Consider the following 15,533-nt stretch of genomic DNA (forward strand, 5'->3'; position numbering starts at 1 on the left):
CCTTGGACAAATTCACCCGGCGCAGGCGTCGTTGCAGCCATGGACTTGAATACCATCACAGCGGTCGCCCATCCGCAAACGCGCGGCGACTTGCCCGTTTGGACGCCAGGTGATGCTTGGCTCGCGGGCGGCACGTGGCTGTTCTCGGAGCCGCAAGTCCACCTCACGCGACTGATCGATCTCACCGACCTGAAATGGCCGGCGCTGGCGATCACTGAGAGCCATCTCGCCATCGCCGCCACCTGCACCATCTCGCAACTCGATGCGCTCCCCTGCCCGACCGACTGGCTCGCGGCACCGCTGATCAGTCAATGCTGCCGCGCGTTTCTCGCCTCCTTCAAAATCTGGAAGACGGCGACCGTGGGCGGCAATCTCTGCATGTCGCTGCCGGCAGGGCCGATGATCTCGCTCACCGCTGCACTCGACGGCGTCTGCACGATCTGGAAAGCCGGCGGCGGCGAGCAGAGGATTCCCGTCGCCGAATTCGTCACGGGCAATCAGCGCAATCGCCTGTCGCCGGGCGACCTGCTGCGGCAGATCGACATTCCGCTTGCTGCACTGAAACGTCGCTCCGCGTTTCGCCAGATCTCGCTCGCGCCGGTCGGCCGCTCCGCGGCCCTTCTGATCGGGAGCCTCGATGGCGCCGGAGCGCTGAAGCTAACCGTGACCGCATCGACCGTGCGCCCCGTCCTGTTGTCGTTTCCAAAGCCGCCCGACGCGGCCGCACTTCGCACAGCAATCAGCGAGGAGATCACCGACGATCTCTATCACACCGACATTCATGGCAAGCCGCTCTGGCGCAAGCACATGACGCTGCGGCTCGCAGAGGAGATCCGCGCCGAACTCCTGGGTGCAACGCCGCCATGAGCGTCGAGGTCAATGGCGCGAAATTCCCGCAAGCGCCGCGCGCCGGCCAGTGCCTCCGCACGTTCTTGCGCGAGCTCGGTCATTTCGGGGTGAAAAAGGGCTGCGACGCCGGCGATTGCGGCGCCTGCACCGTGCTGCTCGACGGCGAGCCCGTGCACAGCTGCCTGATCCCCGCGTTTCGCGCGGAAGGCCGCTCGGTCACCACCATCGAAGGTCTCGGCGGCGAACATGGCGCGCACCCGATGCAGCAGGCCTTCCTCGACGCGCAGGGGTTCCAGTGCGGCTTTTGCACCGCCGGCATGATCCTGACCTGCGCCTCGCTGAACCAGGGGCAGCGCACCGATCTCGGCGCTGCGCTGAAGGGCAACATCTGCCGCTGCACCGGCTACCGCTCGATCGAGGATGCGATCCACGGCAAGACCAATGTCGAGGACAGCGTCGAGGCCGGCGGCGCGTTCGGCCGCAGCCTGCCGGCGCCCGCGGGCCCGGACGTCGTCCGCGGCAAGGCGCGCTACACGTTCGACACAGAGGTCGACGGCCTGCTGCACATCAAGCTGCTGCGCTCGCCGCACGCGCACGCACGAATCGTCGCAATCGACAGATCGGTAGCGATGACGGTGCCTGGCGTGCACGCGATCCTCACGCATGAGGATGCACCGTCGGTGCTGATCTCGACGGCGCGGCACGAGAAGGACTGGATGGACCCCGAGGATACCCGCATCCTCGACGACGTCGTCCGCTTCATCGGCCAGAAGGTTGCGGCCGTGGTCGCCGAGAGTGAGGGGGCTGCCGAGGAGGCCTGCCGTCGGCTGAAGGTCAATTACGAGATCTTGCCTGCGCTGATCGACGCTGAACAGGCGATGATGCCGGGCGCGCCTCTTGTTCATCCCGATCGCACCACGGCGAACCGGGTCGCTGATGCCCGGCGCAATCTCGTCGCGGAGACGCACGGCGAGTTCGGCGATGTCGCTTCCGCCCTCGCTACATCCGCAGTGACCTACGAAGCCACCTTTCACAGCCACCGCGTGCAGCACGCGGCGCTGGAGACCCATGGCGGCCTCGCCTGGCTTGACGATACAGGCGTCCTCAACGTTCGCACCTCGACACAGGTGCCGTTTCTGACCCGGCGCGCGCTGTCGGACATCTTCCAGCTTCCCATGGACAAGGTCCGCGTGTTCTGCGAGCGCGTCGGTGGCGGTTTTGGCAGCAAGCAGGAGATGCTTGTCGAGGATATCCTGGCACTCGCCGCGCTGAAAACGGGACGACCCGTCAAGCTCGAGCTCACCCGCGAGGAGCAGTTCATCGCGACCTCGACACGGCATCCGATGCGGGTCCACATCAAGGCCGGCGCCGATGCCGACGGCAAGCTCACCGCGCTGCAGCTCGACGTGCTCTCTAACACCGGCGCTTACGGCAATCACGGCCCCTCCGTGATGTTCCACGCGGTGAACGAGTCGATCGCCGTCTACAACTGCCCGAACAAGCGCGTCGACGGTCACGTCGTCTACACCAACACGGTGCCATCGGGTGCGTTTCGCGGCTATGGTTTGCCGCAGACCGTGATCGCGGTGGAAGCCGCGATCGACGAGCTCGCCAGGCAGCTTGGCATCAGCCCCTACGACATGCGCCGCCGCAACATCGTCAGGCCCGGCGACCCCATGCTGTCGCCGCCTGAGTCGGAGTATCACGACGTGCTCTACGGCTCCTACGGGCTCGATCAATGCATCGACCTCGTCGAGCGCGCCATGCGGGCCGATGGCCCGCAGCCCGAGCTGTCGGCTGACTGGCTGACCGGCGACGGCATTGCGCTGACCATGATCGACACGGTGCCGCCCGCCGGCCACATCGCGGACGCAATGATCGTGCTCAACGACGACGGAAGCTTCGATCTCACCGTGGGCACCGCCGAGTTCGGCAACGGCACCAGCACCGTGCATCGGCAGATCGCGGCGACAATTCTCGCCACCACCGTCGACCGGATCTGCCTGCGCCAATCCGACACCGCCCATGGCGGCCACGACACCGGCGCCTATGGCAGCACGGGCACGTTCGTGGCAGGCAAGGCGACGCAAGCCGCGGCCATGCAGCTTGCGACCGAGTTGAAGGCGGTCGCTGCCGACGCGTGGCTTTGCGACGCCGGGACCTGCACCCTCGAAGGTGAGTGCGTCGTCAGCGGTGTGCGGCGGATGTCCTTTGCCGAACTGGCGAAGTTTTCGCGCGAAGCCGGCCGTCCTCTCACAGCGCAGGGCAATTCCGGGGGAACGCCGCGCTCGGTCGGCTTCAACGTGCAGGGCTTTCGCATCGCCGTGAACAAGGGCACCGGTGAGATCAGGATTCTCAGGAGCGTGCAGGCCGCGGATGCGGGCGTCGTCGCCAATCCCATGCAGTGCCGCGGCCAGGTCGAGGGCGGCGTTGCGCAGGCCCTCGGCGCGGCGCTCTACGAGGAGATGGTGATCGACGCGAACGGCCGTGTCACCAATCCCAAGTTCCGCGATTATCACCTGCCGTCCTTCGCGGACGTCCCACGCACGGAAGTGTTGTTCGCCGAGACGTCCGACACGATCGGGCCGTTAGGGGCGAAGTCGATGAGCGAGAGCCCGTACAATCCGGTCGCCGCCGCGCTCGGCAATGCGATTGCCGATGCCACCGGCATCCGCTTCACCGCACCGCCGTTCAAGCCGGACCGGCTGTTTCCGGCGCTGCACGACAAGTTCGGCGACGACTAGAGCATTTTCCGCTTGATGTGGATCAGGCCCCGTATCCTGCATGTCGAAAGTAGTTGTCGCACTGGTCGGGCGCAAATGTCTTCATGAGCTTGCCGATCAGTTTCATGAGCGCCTTGACGGTGCGTGCCGCGCCCTTGCGCAGCGCGGTCTTCAGCTTCGAGAATGCCATTTCGATCGGGTTGAGATCGGGCGAGTAGGCCGGCAAATAGCGCACCTTGGCGCCGACCGCTTCGATCGCCTGGCGAACGCCGTCGATCTTGTGGGTACGCAGATTGTCCATGAAGACGATGTCTCTTTTGCGCAGCGTCGGCGCGAGGATCTGCTCGACATAAGCGAGGAATGACGGCCCGTCCATCGCCCCGTCGAAGACATACGGCGCCGTCAAGCCATCGATGCGCAGCGCGGCAACGAGTGTCAGCGTCTTCCAGTGGCCGTGCGGCACGCTCGCAACGAGACGCTCGCCACGCGGTGAGCGGCCGTAATGCCGTACCATCTTCGTCGTGACCGCCGTCTCGTCGATGAACACGAGGCGCGGCGCTTCAAGCTTGGATTGCTCGGCCTTCAGCTCGGCGCGCGCGGCAGCGACATCGGAGCGATCCTGTTCAGCGGCGTGCAGAGTTTTTTTTGAACGTGATGTCGTGGCGTTCGTAGAAGCGCCAGACCGATGTCGTCCCGACTTTCAGCCGCTTCTCGGACTTGAGCCGCGCGCGAATCTCTTCGAGTGTCAAGTCCGGCTCCGCGGCGATGAGATTGAGCAGCCACTGGCGATGCGCCTCGAGCGGAGAGCGGCTCTGGCCCGTGCCGGGCAATGCCGCCACACTGCCCGTCCTCGTCCAGCGCTCGATCCAGCGGATCGCGGTCGAGGCGCTGAGACCGAGCACGCGCGCGGCTTCCCGTCTGCTCTCGCCGTCTTCGACAAGTGCCACCGCACGCACTCTCAGGTCTTTCGAATATCCCTTCGCCATCGCTCGCCCCGTCGTTAAAGCCAGAGCAATCGAATCTGATTTGCGCGACCGAGGGAATCCCCTGTACCCTTCCGATTCACATAAAGTGGAAACCGCTCTAGCTCCCGCGATACGTCGAATAGCTCCAGGGTGTCACCAGCAGCGGCACGTGATAGTGCGCCTCCGGTTCGCTGATCGCGAAGCGCAGCGGGATCTCGTCGAGGAACGGCGGATCTGACAACGGCACGTTGCGCTCGGCGTAATATGTGGCGACGCGGAAGCGGAGCTCGTAACGGCCGATCGGCAGCGGGCGACCGCCGATCAGCGGTTGATCGGTACGGCCATCCGCATTGGTGACGCTGCGCGCGATGACGCGGCTCTCGCCGAGCGCAGCGAGCTCGACGAGCTCGACGGGAATGCCCGGCGCGGGCTTGCCGGCGTGATTGTCCAGGACGTGGGTCGAGAGTCGGCCGTGCACCTTCAGCTTGTCGTCGGCGACGACGAGCTGATCGAGCCGCAGCGCCGAGATGCGGCCGATCTCCTCGATCGCGCGGCGCGTCTCGGTCTTGGCAATGTTGCGCAGGCGCACCTCGAAGTCGCTCAGCACGGAATCCTTGGTGTGACGGCGCACGCAGACGATATAGGGGATACCGAATTTCTCGCGATAGGCGTTGTTGACGCGCTCGAACGCGGCGTACTCCGCCTCCGACAGCCGGTCGAGGCCGGCGCTGTTCTGCTCACTGGTGGATTCCGCCGTCAGGCCCGCCGCGCGCTGGGTCTTGTTGGCGAGATCGGGATGCGCACGGATCAGTGCCAGTTGCACATCGGGTTCGGCGGCCTGTATCGCCGAAATCAGTGCTGCATACAGCTGGTTGACGCCGGCAAACGGCCGCTGCGCTGCGAGCTGCTCGGCGATCCAGGGCGAATATTCGACGACGTTGGCGAGCGCGGCGACGAAGTCGGCCTTGCTTGCAGCGTTGAGGTCGGCGAGCGAGATTTGCGCCATCGTGACTTTACCCGATCCCGAACGCATCGGCGGCAAGATGCGCATGCTTGTCGTGCCAATGCTGCGCGATCTGCAGCCGCGTCGGCACCCAGACGCGCTCGTGCTTGCCGATATAATCGAGAAAGCGGATCAGGCCAGCAGCGCGACCGGGCCGGCCGGCGAGACGGCAATGCAGCCCCACCGACATCATCTTCGGCGCGGTCTCGCCTTCGGCATAGAGCACGTCGAACGCATCTTTCAGATAGGTGTAGAACTGCTCGCCTTCGGCAAACCCTTGCGGGTTGATGAAACGCATGTCGTTGGCATCGAGCGTATAGGGAATGATGAGCTGCTTGCCGTTTGCGCCCTTGACCCAATAGGGCAGATCGTCGGCATAGGAATCGCAGAGATAGAGGAAGCCGCCCTCCTCCATCAGCAGCCGGTTGGTGTTGATCGAGGAGCGCCCGGTGTACCAGCCGAGCGGCCGCGATCCGGTCGCCTCGGTGTGGACGCGGATCGACTCGGCAATCTCGGCGCGCTCCTGCGCTTCCGTCATGTCCTTGTGCTCGATCCATTTCAGGCTGTGGCTCGCGATGTCCCAGCCGGACTCCTTCATGGCAGCTACGATTTCCGGATTGCGCTTCAGCGCCGTGGCGACGCCGAACACGGTGGTCGGCCACTTCCGCTCATCGAACATCCGCCACAGCCGCCAGAAGCCGGCGCGCGAGCCATATTCGAACATGGATTCGATATTGGCGTGGCGCTGGCCGGGCCAAGGCTGCGCGCCCAGCACGTCGGACAGGAACGCTTCCGATGCGCGGTCGCCGTGCAAAATGTTGTTCTCGCCGCCTTCCTCGAAATTAACGACGAACTGCACCGCGACCCGCGCGTTGCCGGGCCATTGCGGATGCGGCGGATTGCGGCCGTAACCGCGGAGATCGCGCGGGTAGCTGCTATCAGTCACTCAGACTTCCTCGAAGCGGATCGGCAGCGCGCCCTTCCACAGCACGCTCTTGCCCAGCGTCGCCAGGTTCTCGAGGCCCGAGGTCACCGTGATGAAGTGATTGCCGGCGAGCTGGCCCATCTTGCTGGCGAAGTGGACGCCGCCATAGGCCATCAGGATCTCGGTTTCGCTGATGCCGCCGGGATAGAGGATGATCTGGCCCGGCGCGGGATAGCTGGTGTGGTTCTCGTAGCCGACGCCGAAGTCGAGATCGCCGAGCGGCATCCAGACGCCTTCGCCGCTCCAGCGCACATGGATGATGTGGCTCTCGAACGGCAGCGCCTTGCGGAACGCCGCGACGGTCTTGGGCGCCGCCTGCTCCTCGAAGCGGGCGTCGAAGGTGAAATCGCCTGCGCGGATAACGAGTTTGCTCATCTCATCTCTCTGGATCGGGGGCCAAGGGATCGGAGGCCCACGGGGAACCTGCAAGCAAAGAGCATTCCGGCGGGCTTCGCGCAAGTGGCGCCGAGCCCCTCACCTGCGGTCGTAAGACCAGCCGAACAGTCCGCTCCGCCGCACCTCCGGCTCGGGCTCCGCGGCCGGTGCGGGAGCCTCCTTCAGTTCCGCCTGCGGCGGGGGCGGCGTGGGCGCCGGCAGGTTCTCGCATTTCATGGAATAGACCAGCTTGCCGTCGGCCGTGCGCCCGATCGGCGCGCAGGGGTCGGGATGCGCCGCCGAGGTTTTCGGAGTCAATTTGACCTGCGCCGCAGCCGGCGCCGCGATCAACAGCAGGATCAGCAGATATTTCGACATCGTTGTCGGGCCTTAAACCGTCATTGGCCCCATTCAACCGGATTGCGTCCGTCAAGTCCATCGGGCCCGGTGGGGCGATTGCCGAATATTTAGCCGGGACCAAAAAACTTGCTCGCCCCTTCGTGAAAGCGGCGCGACCGATCGTGAAGCCAGCGCTGCTGATGCCGGGCGGCCCGCATCGCCATGTGAGGCGTGACGACGATGACACTTCTGACAACCGGGACGTCGTCACGGGAGAAACAACCATGCAAAAGACTTTCACGATTCTCAGCGCTGCTCTGATCGCCGCCGTCACCGTCCAGACCGCTGCGGCGAGCGACCGCCATCATGTCCGCAAGGCGCAACCCGCCCCCATCAGCCAATCGGCCCGCGACTCCAACGCAGCGATGTGGCCATCGCAACCAACGGCCCCCGACTGGTCGCGCTACGCCAACGGCGCAATGTCGGCGCCGGCGGGACGGTGATGGTGGAGGCGTAGAGCGGCTGCAACGCGCAGTGCCGTAGGGTGGGCAACGGCGCGAAGCGTCGTGCCCACGATTCCGGTGATGAAACGCAAAATGCGTGGGCACGCTTCCGCCCTCGCTCTTCGAGCTACGGCGGACAAGTCGCTTTGCCCATCCTGCCCGCACCTCTCGTGCCGACGCTGCCGCGTCCACTGCAAGCCCGGCTCGCGATCAGTGACAACGTACGATCGCCCCTTACCGGCGAAGGTTGACAGGCCGTGCAGGTGTTTTGCCCGTTGGGCAACCGTCAGTACGGATTGTAGTAGCGTGGCCCGCCATAGTAGCCGTAGCCCGGCCCATAATAGCCCGGGCCGCCACCATAATAGCGCGGGCCGCCATAGTAATAATTGTCGTAGTAGTCCTGGCGCCGGCTCTCGGCGATCGCGCCTCCGATCAGGCCGGCCGCGGCGCCCATGAAGGCAAGGCCGGCGGCGCTCGGTCCGCGCCGATAATAGCGGTGACGTCGCGCGGCGCTGAAATCGGTCGCGCTTGATGAGCCTTGCCCTGCCGCCGCGGCCGTTGCCTTGGCCGGCGTCGGGGACGCAGCAGCCGACGGCGATACGGACGCCGCGACCAGGGCGAGAGTGGCGAATGCGGCGAGCGCAGTGCTGCGGCCGACCTTCGAATTCACGGACTTGTCACTCATTTGAACGTCCTCTGCTCTCGCCCAAAAAGGAGATATGGAAACGATAGATAATGCGCAAAGCACTGAAATGGTTTCGTGATCGCGGCAATCTGCCACGCTTTGAACGATTGTAAACTGAACCGCCCGATCCAGCTTGCTCCATTCAACCTGAGCGGATAATGAACAGGCGCGCCGTTTTCCGGCCGCCGTAAGCGTTCACGTGAACCAACGCATCAACCGACGCCGTCGGAATCGATGCTATTTTTTTGGTTCAACGTGACTGACGCGTCCTGCCATGAATGCCTATTCCCTTGGATCAAGCTTCCACATTTTCGTCTTCACCGGTCGCGCTGTCGCGACACCCACCACTGCTGCTCTATATCGCCTCGCGCACCCTGTCGGAATTCTCCTATCAGGTCGCCACGGTCGCCGTGGGCTGGCAGATCTATGCGCTGACCGGCAGCGCCTTCTATCTCGGCCTCGCCGGTCTGGTGCAGTTCATTCCGAGCGCGCTGCTCGTGTTCGTCGCCGGACACGCTGCCGACCGCTACGACCGCCGCCGCATTGTCCAGCTCTGCGAGCTGACACAGGGCCTGGCAGCCGGCTACCTCGCCATGCGACTGCTCACGGGGACGTTGATCGCGCCCGAGATCTTCATCGTACTCGGCGTCTTCGGACTGTGCGGCGCCTTTGAGGCTCCGGCCTCGTCGGCGCTGCTGCCGGCTGTTGCACCTGACGGCATGCTGCAACGCGCGACTGCGCTGTCGACCGGCACCTGGCAGGTCGCGACCATCGGCGGCCCGGCCGTTGGCGGCCTGGCCTATGCATTGTCGCCGAGCGCGCCGTTCACGCTGATGGCAGTGCTGTCCCTGATCGCCTGCGGCCTCAGCGGTCTGATCCGTGTCGAGCGAACGGCGCCTTCCGAGCACGAAAGCATCGACGGACTCTTCGCCGGCCTTCATTTCGTGCGCAACAACCCGGCGATCCTCGGCACGATCTCGCTCGACCTGTTTGCGGTCCTGCTCGGCGGCGCCACCGCGCTGCTGCCGATCTATGCCAAGGACATCTTGCAGGCCGGTCCCTGGGCGCTCGGCGTGATGCGCGCAGCGCCCGCGGTCGGCGCGCTCTGCATGACCGCGGTGATCGCACGCCATCCGATCGCTCGGCGCGCAGGTCTACGAATGTTCCAGGCGGTGATCGCCTTCGGGCTCGCGACCATCGTGTTCGCGCTGTCGCGCAACATCTGGCTCTCGGTGATCGCGCTCGCCGCGATGGGTGCCGCCGACACCATCAGCGTCGTCGTCCGCGTCGCGCTTGTGCAGTTGGCGACGCCCGATGCGATGCGCGGCCGCGTCGGCGCGGTCAACTTCCTGTTCATCAACGCCTCAAACCAGCTCGGCGAGTTCGAGAGCGGCATGGCGGCGGCGCTGCTCGGCGCGATGCCGGCCGCCGCGCTCGGCGGCCTCGGCACCATCGCGATCGCGCTGCTCTGGATGAAGCTGTTTCCGGTGCTGCGCGAGGTCGACAAACTCGAGTAAGCGACCTCTAGGCTCGGTAGCTCCAGTACTTTCGGAGCGCATCGCCTGAGGCCTGGAGGTCGAAGCGCTGGTCGGGCGCGAGCTGCTGCACGATCAGATTAAACATGTCGTTGAGGATCGAACGCTTCTCGCCGAAATAGGAGTGATGCAGGCCGACCAGGCTGGTGTCGACCAGCGACGCATCGATCGTATCGATGCCGTCGACCACCGTCAGGGCATCGCCGGCCTCGCCTGCCCGGGGATAGCCGTGCACGAATTTCGAGGCCAGCAACGCCACATCGCGGGACGAGGCATAGAGCGTGACACGCGCCGCGCAACCCTTGAATTTTGCGGCGAGCTGGACGAAGCGATCGCGGTCGATGTCGGGCGCGGCGAAGATGATCTGGCCGAGCTTTGCGGCGCCGGCCGGCAACTGCCAGGAGGTGACGCGTTCGAGCGTGTTGATGACCGCGCGATTGCCCATGCTGTGGGCGATGATGTGAACCTTGCCGGCGCCGACCTCGCCAAGCGCGAGTTGGAGGAACGCCTCGAAATGATCGCGCGACCAGTCGATCGTGCTCTCGTCCACGGTGTATTTCTTGGTGTCGGCCGCCGACGCCCAGCTGTACAGCAGCGTCCGGCCTGCAAATTTCAGATCGACTGCAAGCTGCCCGGCCCGCCGCGCCGCATCCTCGAACGTCACGTTGTAGCCGTGCACGAAGATCAGGACGTCATGCTCGCTCGCAGCGGCAAGCGACTCCTTCAGGCTCGTGACGAAGGCATCCCGGCCAAGCGCGGCGACAGTTTTGAGGATCACGTGCTTTTCGGGATTGGCCGAGAGTTCGAGACGCCACCAGCTCGGGCTGGTGAGTTCGCCGAGGTCGCGGCCGCGCGTGGGCACGCTGACCTCTGCGACGCCCAGGGACAGCGTGCCTCGCGCGCCGCTGAAATAATGCGCCGGCGTGTCGTCGCCTCTGGCGCGATCAGTGCCGTAGAAGACGGGGATGGTGACGACGCCGGTTGTCTCATCCGTGGTCGGCCGGACGGTATCGGAGACGACGGGCGGCGACACGCGGCCGCGACGGGTCACGGTCTCCCTGGTAGCAACGGGCGCTGCCATGTCTGCCATCACGCGTTCGACGAGTTCCATCGCCGGGGGCTCGGCGAGCAGCCGCACGACCAAGAGATCGAGCGTCTGGCGAAGCTTGGCCGGATCCTCGCCCTGGCCGGCGCGCGCGGCGAGCTCCTGCAATTCCTCGCCGTAAGCGGGCCATTTGTCGCCCAGCAGATCCTTCAACCGGGGCCCGAGTTCGAGCAAGGCAAGCAACAGGCGAAGCGTGTCCGACATCGCACGTCCCTCGTCGCTGAATGCGGCCAAGGCACTGGCCCGGCCGTCCATCCCTAGCCTAGAGGTTGTGAACGATCTGGCAAGTCCGCTGCGCGTGCCAGCGTCAACTTGCCATCCTGATCTGTCTGGGGCGCGCGCTTTACGACAACGCGCCCAGCACGCCGCGCGTGGCCTTGTCGATCTCCTCGACATAGCGGCGGCGGGCGAAGGTCTCGGTCAGGAAACCGACCACCTTGCGGCTGTCGGTTGAATCGACCACCGCCAGCATTTCGGCTTCCGCCTCGTCGAACACCGCCATCGCGCTCTTCACGTTCATCTCCGGGATCAGCACGATCTCAGTCAGGCGCGCGAGCTCGATGACCTGGATGTCGTCGGCGATGGTGTCGAGATCGCTGGAGAACAAATCGGGCAGCAGCACGAGTCCCACATATTCGTCAGCATTGTTGACAATGACGATGCCGGGCCGCGATCCCAGTGCGAATTCCCGCCGTGTCGCGGCGATCGTGGTGCTCGACGGCACCTTGCCGACGTCGGAGCGCATCAGCCGCTCGACGGTGAGGTTGCGCAGCCAGCCGACGTCGTTGGCGCTGCGGATGGTCTCGCCACGCAGATGCAGGCGCCAAGTCGAGAACGAGTGGCCGAACATGAAGCGCACGCAGATCGAGGTGACGATGCAGCCGGCCAGCACCACGGCGGTGACGTCGACATTGCGGGTCATCTCGAGCACGAGGAACGACATGGTCAGGGGACCGCCGACGATGGCGACGCCGAGCGTCGCCATGCCGGTCAGCATCGCCACCAGCGGATCGATCACGAAGTTCGGACTGATCAACAGCAGCACCGCCGAGAAAAACTTCCCGATCAGGCTGCCGACGAACAGCGAGGCGAAAAAGAGCCCGCCACGGAAACCTGATGCCAGCGAGATCAGGCAGGCCGTCACCTTCAGCGCGATGATGATCGCGATCAGGCCGATCGTCATCTCGTGGAAGAGGTCGAGCACCATGGCGCCGTGGCCCGCCGCCAGCACCTGCGGCGTGACGATGGCGAAACCGCCGACGATGAGGCCGCCGATCACCGGGCGCAGCCAGACCGGCAGCCATTTGAACAGCCGCTCGAACATCGAGGACGAGCGCATCACGGCGATGCCGACGCCGCTGGTGACGAGCGCAAGCCCGATCAGCGCCAGATATTGCTCGACGCCGACGGCGCTGACCTTCGGGATTTCGAGGGAGTAAGGCGCGCCACCGAGCCATTGCGCGGTCAGCGCGCCGGCGAGCGAGGCTGCCAGGATGGGGGCCGCGCTGCCGACCGAATAGACGCCGACGATCAGCTCGCAGGCGTAGAAGGCGCCGGTGATCGGCGCGCCGAAGGCCGCCGCGATCGCCGCCGCCGCGCCGCAGCCCACGATCAGGCGCAAATCGTTGCGCCGGAGATTGAAGAACTTGCCGAACAGCGAGGCGATGCCCGAGCCGATCTGGGTGTAGCCGGCCTCGAGTCCGACCGAGGCACCGCAGCCGTTCGAGATCAAGGTCTGGCTCGACACCACCACGCTGTCGCGCATCGACAGATTGCCGCCGCGCAGCGCATTGGCCTCGATCGGGTCGACCGCGCTGGAGATCTTCCACCGCCGCCGCCACCATTCCATGATGCCGAGCACGAGGCCGCCAAGCGCCGGCGCGATCATCGCCGCCCAGGGGTTGATATAGGTGTTGGCGGAGAGGCGCACGTCGATCGGGATGCCGTAGATCACGACATGGGCGATCTGCGCGATCTCGGCCATCAGCGTCACGATCGCGCCGGCCAGCGTGCCGATCACGAGCGCCAGCGGGATCAAATAGAACTCGTTGCTGCGCAAAAGGGCGCGCAGCCGGACCATGGTGCGGTTCGTCCCCTTGCCGTCGACGATATGCCTGATCCGCGCGAACACCAGCCGCCCTACCCGTCCGACACGCCGTAGCCGGCCATGCGCTGGCGGACCCGCTCGATTTCGGCGCTCGACAGCAGCGGCGGTTTGCCGATCTGGAGACAGCCGTGATATTGCCGCGCCAGCGTCTCGACCTCGACGGCGAGCCACATCGCCTTGTCGAGCGTCTTGCCAACCGCGATCATGCCGTGATGGTCAAGCAGGCAGGCGAGCCGGCCGACGAGCGCGCGCACCGCGTGCTCGGACAGCTCTGCCGTACCGAAAGTGGCATAGGGCGCGCAGCGGATGTTGTCGCCGCCGGCGGCCGCGATCATGTAGTGCACGGGCGGGATGTCCAGGCCCATGATCGCCAGGATGGTGCAATAGGTCGGATGGGCGTGCACGACGGCGTTGACGTCGGCGCGCGCCTTCAGGATGTCCAGATGGAAGCGCCACTCGCTGGACGGCTTCTGGCCGGGGGCATGCGAGCCGTCCATCGCCATGAAGACGATCTGGTCCGGCGTCATGGTGTCGTAGGGCAGGCTCGTGGGCGTGATCAGCAGCCCCTCCCCGTGTCGCAGGCTGATATTGCCTGACGTGCCCTGGTTGATGCCGAGCGCATTCATGCGGCGGCAGGCGTCGATGATGGCCTGTCTCTTGTCGAGCTCGTCCGCTGTCATCGACATCCCGATTTCATCTCGACCTTCTTGGCGATGGGCGCTTCTTGAGAGGGGAAGTACGTCAAAGCAATGTGGCAGTGCAAGCGAAAGCGGACCTGTTCAGGCGCCGTCTTGCCGGCGGATCAGCCACATCATGAATTAGGTCGTAAAATCAACAGATTAACAGATTGCCACAGCCCTATGACAGGCTGGCCCGGACGGCCGCAATCCCGTTGATCACGAACTGCACCGAATAGGCCGCGAGCAGCATGCCGAGCACGCGTGACAGCACGGCATTACCGGTGCGCCCCAGCGTCCGCGCGATCAGGTGAGCCGAGATGAAGCAGAACATGCAGATCAGGCAAACCGTGAGGACGACCGCGATGATGATCGCAAGCCTCGGCCCATAGCCGGCATTGCCCGTCAGCAGCAGCGTGGTCGCGATCGCGCCGGGGCCGGCCATCATGGGAATGGCCAGCGGAAACACCGCGACATCGGAGGCGTGCTCCGCGGTCGCCTTGTCGGCCTCCCGCGCCTCGCGATGCGGCCGGTCGCCGAAGATCATCTGGTAGGACACGCCGAACAGCAGCAGCCCGCCCGCGATCTGGAACGCGGGGATGCCGATCCCGAGCTGGCGCAGCAGCCAATTTCCGACGAGCGCAATCACGATCAGGATCGAGGCCGCGATGAAGGGCGCGCGCAACGCCACCGTCCGCTTGATCTTGTCGGGCATGCCCCCGGTCGCAGCCAGGAACGCCGGCGCAAGGCCGACGGGATCGACCACCAGCAACAACGTCACGAAGGCGGACAGGGCGAAGTCGAGCATGGGCTGGGCGTCTCGGGCGAGCGTGGTTGTCGTAGCCAGCCATAGCTGCTCGCGGGCGCCTTCGCGAGGAACATTTGCCGATCCCGGATCTTGATCGCGTGAGGATTGAGGAAGGCCATGCCTTCCCGTGTCACCTCATGAGGAGGATCCATGGCTAAGAAAGCAAAGAAACGTGCATCTAGGAAAAAGACCGCATCGCGGCGCCCGCGTCAGGCGCCTAAGATGCTCAGCGACCTGTTTCTGGAAACGCTGAAAGACATCTATTTCGCCGAGAACAAGATCATCAAGACGCTGCCGAAGATGGCCAAGGCCGCCCATTCGAAGGACCTTGCCGCCGCCTTCAACAAGCATCTGCGGGAGACGCAGGGCCAGGTCAAACGGCTCGAGCAGATCTTCAAGATGCTGGACAAGCCGGCGCGCGGCAAGCCGTGTGAGGCGATCAACGGCATCACCGAGGAGGGCGCCGAGATCATGAAGGATTTCAAGAACGCCCCTGCCCTCGACGCCGGCCTGCTCGCCGCGGCGCAGGCCGTCGAGCACTACGAGATCTCCCGTTACGGCACGCTGCGCACCTGGGCCGAGGAGCTCGGCATGCCCGAGGCGGCAAGGCTCCTCCAGGACACGCTGGACGAGGAAGAGGCCACCGACCACACCCTGACCGAGCTTGCCACGTCGGTCATCAACCTCGAAGCGGAGGCCGAGTACCGCGAAGCCGCCTGATTCCGACCATCCCGCCCAATTGTTGCCTCCGGCGCCGCGGAACATCTCCGCGGCGTCGATGCGTCTGAGCGCAAGGGCCTCGTCTCGATCGAGGGCCAGACATGCCCTGAACGCGCGATGCTGGAATTTGCGGGAACCATCACCATATCCCCGT

15 protein-coding genes are annotated in these 15,533 nt (G+C 65.1%); 5 read left to right on the top strand and 10 right to left on the bottom strand.

The features are described from left to right. The first annotated feature begins 39 nt into the window (after positions 1 to 39). Both NLM31_RS30840 and NLM31_RS30845 read left to right on the top strand, forming a co-directional pair. Entirely contained in the window at positions 40 to 867 is an 828-nt protein-coding gene (locus NLM31_RS30840) for an FAD binding domain-containing protein (RefSeq protein WP_254132910.1), read from the top strand. Then, on the top strand, positions 864 to 3,593 hold the full coding sequence (locus tag NLM31_RS30845) for a molybdopterin cofactor-binding domain-containing protein (protein ID WP_254132911.1): 2,730 nt from the start codon (positions 864 to 866) through the stop codon (positions 3,591 to 3,593). Before NLM31_RS30840 ends, NLM31_RS30845 begins: the two co-directional genes overlap by 4 nt. A 22-nt stretch (positions 3,594 to 3,615) precedes the next feature. Here NLM31_RS30845 and NLM31_RS30850 read toward each other — a convergent pair. The 5 genes from NLM31_RS30850 to NLM31_RS30870 all read right to left on the bottom strand — a co-directional run bounded on the left by NLM31_RS30850 (position 3,616) and on the right by NLM31_RS30870 (position 7,278). Next, a protein-coding gene (locus NLM31_RS30850) for an IS630 family transposase (RefSeq protein ID WP_254128247.1) occupies positions 3,616 to 4,558 on the bottom strand; the annotation gives its coding sequence in 2 pieces (ribosomal slippage) (positions 3,616 to 4,218 and positions 4,220 to 4,558; 942 coding nt in all). Positions 4,559 to 4,655: 97 nt separating this feature from the next. Beyond that, entirely contained in the window at positions 4,656 to 5,543 is an 888-nt protein-coding gene (gene uraD / locus NLM31_RS30855) for a 2-oxo-4-hydroxy-4-carboxy-5-ureidoimidazoline decarboxylase (protein WP_254132912.1), read from the bottom strand. A 7-nt stretch (positions 5,544 to 5,550) separates the two neighbouring features. Beyond that, entirely contained in the window at positions 5,551 to 6,486 is a 936-nt protein-coding gene (gene puuE / locus NLM31_RS30860) for an allantoinase PuuE (protein ID WP_254132913.1), read from the bottom strand. Next, positions 6,487 to 6,900 (bottom strand): DUF3830 family protein, encoded by a 414-nt coding sequence (locus NLM31_RS30865; RefSeq protein ID WP_027531871.1) that lies wholly within the window; start codon positions 6,898 to 6,900, stop codon positions 6,487 to 6,489. It abuts the gene before it with no gap. A 99-nt stretch (positions 6,901 to 6,999) separates the two neighbouring features. Then, a complete protein-coding gene (locus NLM31_RS30870) occupies positions 7,000 to 7,278 on the bottom strand; it encodes a hypothetical protein (RefSeq protein WP_254132914.1) in 279 nt (92 codons plus the stop codon). Positions 7,279 to 7,523: 245 nt separating this feature from the next. Between NLM31_RS30870 and NLM31_RS30875 the strand changes: the two genes are divergently transcribed. After that, a complete protein-coding gene (locus tag NLM31_RS30875; protein ID WP_254194753.1) occupies positions 7,524 to 7,742 on the top strand; it encodes a hypothetical protein in 219 nt (72 codons plus the stop codon). A 286-nt stretch (positions 7,743 to 8,028) separates the two neighbouring features. Here the strand turns inward: NLM31_RS30875 and NLM31_RS30880 are convergent, their stop codons facing one another. Continuing rightward, entirely contained in the window at positions 8,029 to 8,427 is a 399-nt protein-coding gene (locus NLM31_RS30880; protein ID WP_254132916.1) for a hypothetical protein, read from the bottom strand. A 278-nt stretch (positions 8,428 to 8,705) separates the two neighbouring features. Between NLM31_RS30880 and NLM31_RS30885 the strand changes: the two genes are divergently transcribed. After that, complete coding sequence (locus tag NLM31_RS30885) at positions 8,706 to 9,944, top strand: MFS transporter (RefSeq protein WP_375143595.1); 1,239 nt, start codon at positions 8,706 to 8,708, stop codon at positions 9,942 to 9,944. A gap of 7 nt (positions 9,945 to 9,951) precedes the next feature. On the opposite strand, the gene NLM31_RS30890 is transcribed toward NLM31_RS30885, so the two are convergent. The 4 genes from NLM31_RS30890 to NLM31_RS30905 form a co-directional block, all read right to left on the bottom strand. Beyond that, positions 9,952 to 11,271, bottom strand: a complete 1,320-nt coding sequence (locus NLM31_RS30890) for an alpha/beta hydrolase (protein WP_254194754.1) — start codon at positions 11,269 to 11,271, stop codon at positions 9,952 to 9,954. A gap of 139 nt (positions 11,272 to 11,410) precedes the next feature. After that, positions 11,411 to 13,198 (bottom strand): chloride channel protein, encoded by a 1,788-nt coding sequence (locus tag NLM31_RS30895; RefSeq protein WP_254132918.1) that lies wholly within the window; start codon positions 13,196 to 13,198, stop codon positions 11,411 to 11,413. A gap of 8 nt (positions 13,199 to 13,206) precedes the next feature. Next, positions 13,207 to 13,860, bottom strand: a complete 654-nt coding sequence (locus tag NLM31_RS30900; RefSeq protein WP_254194755.1) for a class II aldolase/adducin family protein — start codon at positions 13,858 to 13,860, stop codon at positions 13,207 to 13,209. Between the two features lie 172 nt (positions 13,861 to 14,032). Next, positions 14,033 to 14,659 (bottom strand): MarC family protein, encoded by a 627-nt coding sequence (locus NLM31_RS30905; RefSeq protein ID WP_254194756.1) that lies wholly within the window; start codon positions 14,657 to 14,659, stop codon positions 14,033 to 14,035. 150 nt (positions 14,660 to 14,809) lie between these two features. Here NLM31_RS30905 and NLM31_RS30910 point away from each other — a divergent pair, with 150 nt between their 5' ends. Further along, positions 14,810 to 15,379 (top strand): ferritin-like domain-containing protein, encoded by a 570-nt coding sequence (locus tag NLM31_RS30910; RefSeq protein WP_254194757.1) that lies wholly within the window; start codon positions 14,810 to 14,812, stop codon positions 15,377 to 15,379. Positions 15,380 to 15,533 lie beyond the last annotated feature (154 nt).

Origin of the sequence: Bradyrhizobium sp. CCGUVB4N (assembly GCF_024199945.1) — a bacterium.
Taxonomy (GTDB): Bacteria; Pseudomonadota; Alphaproteobacteria; order Rhizobiales; family Xanthobacteraceae; genus Bradyrhizobium.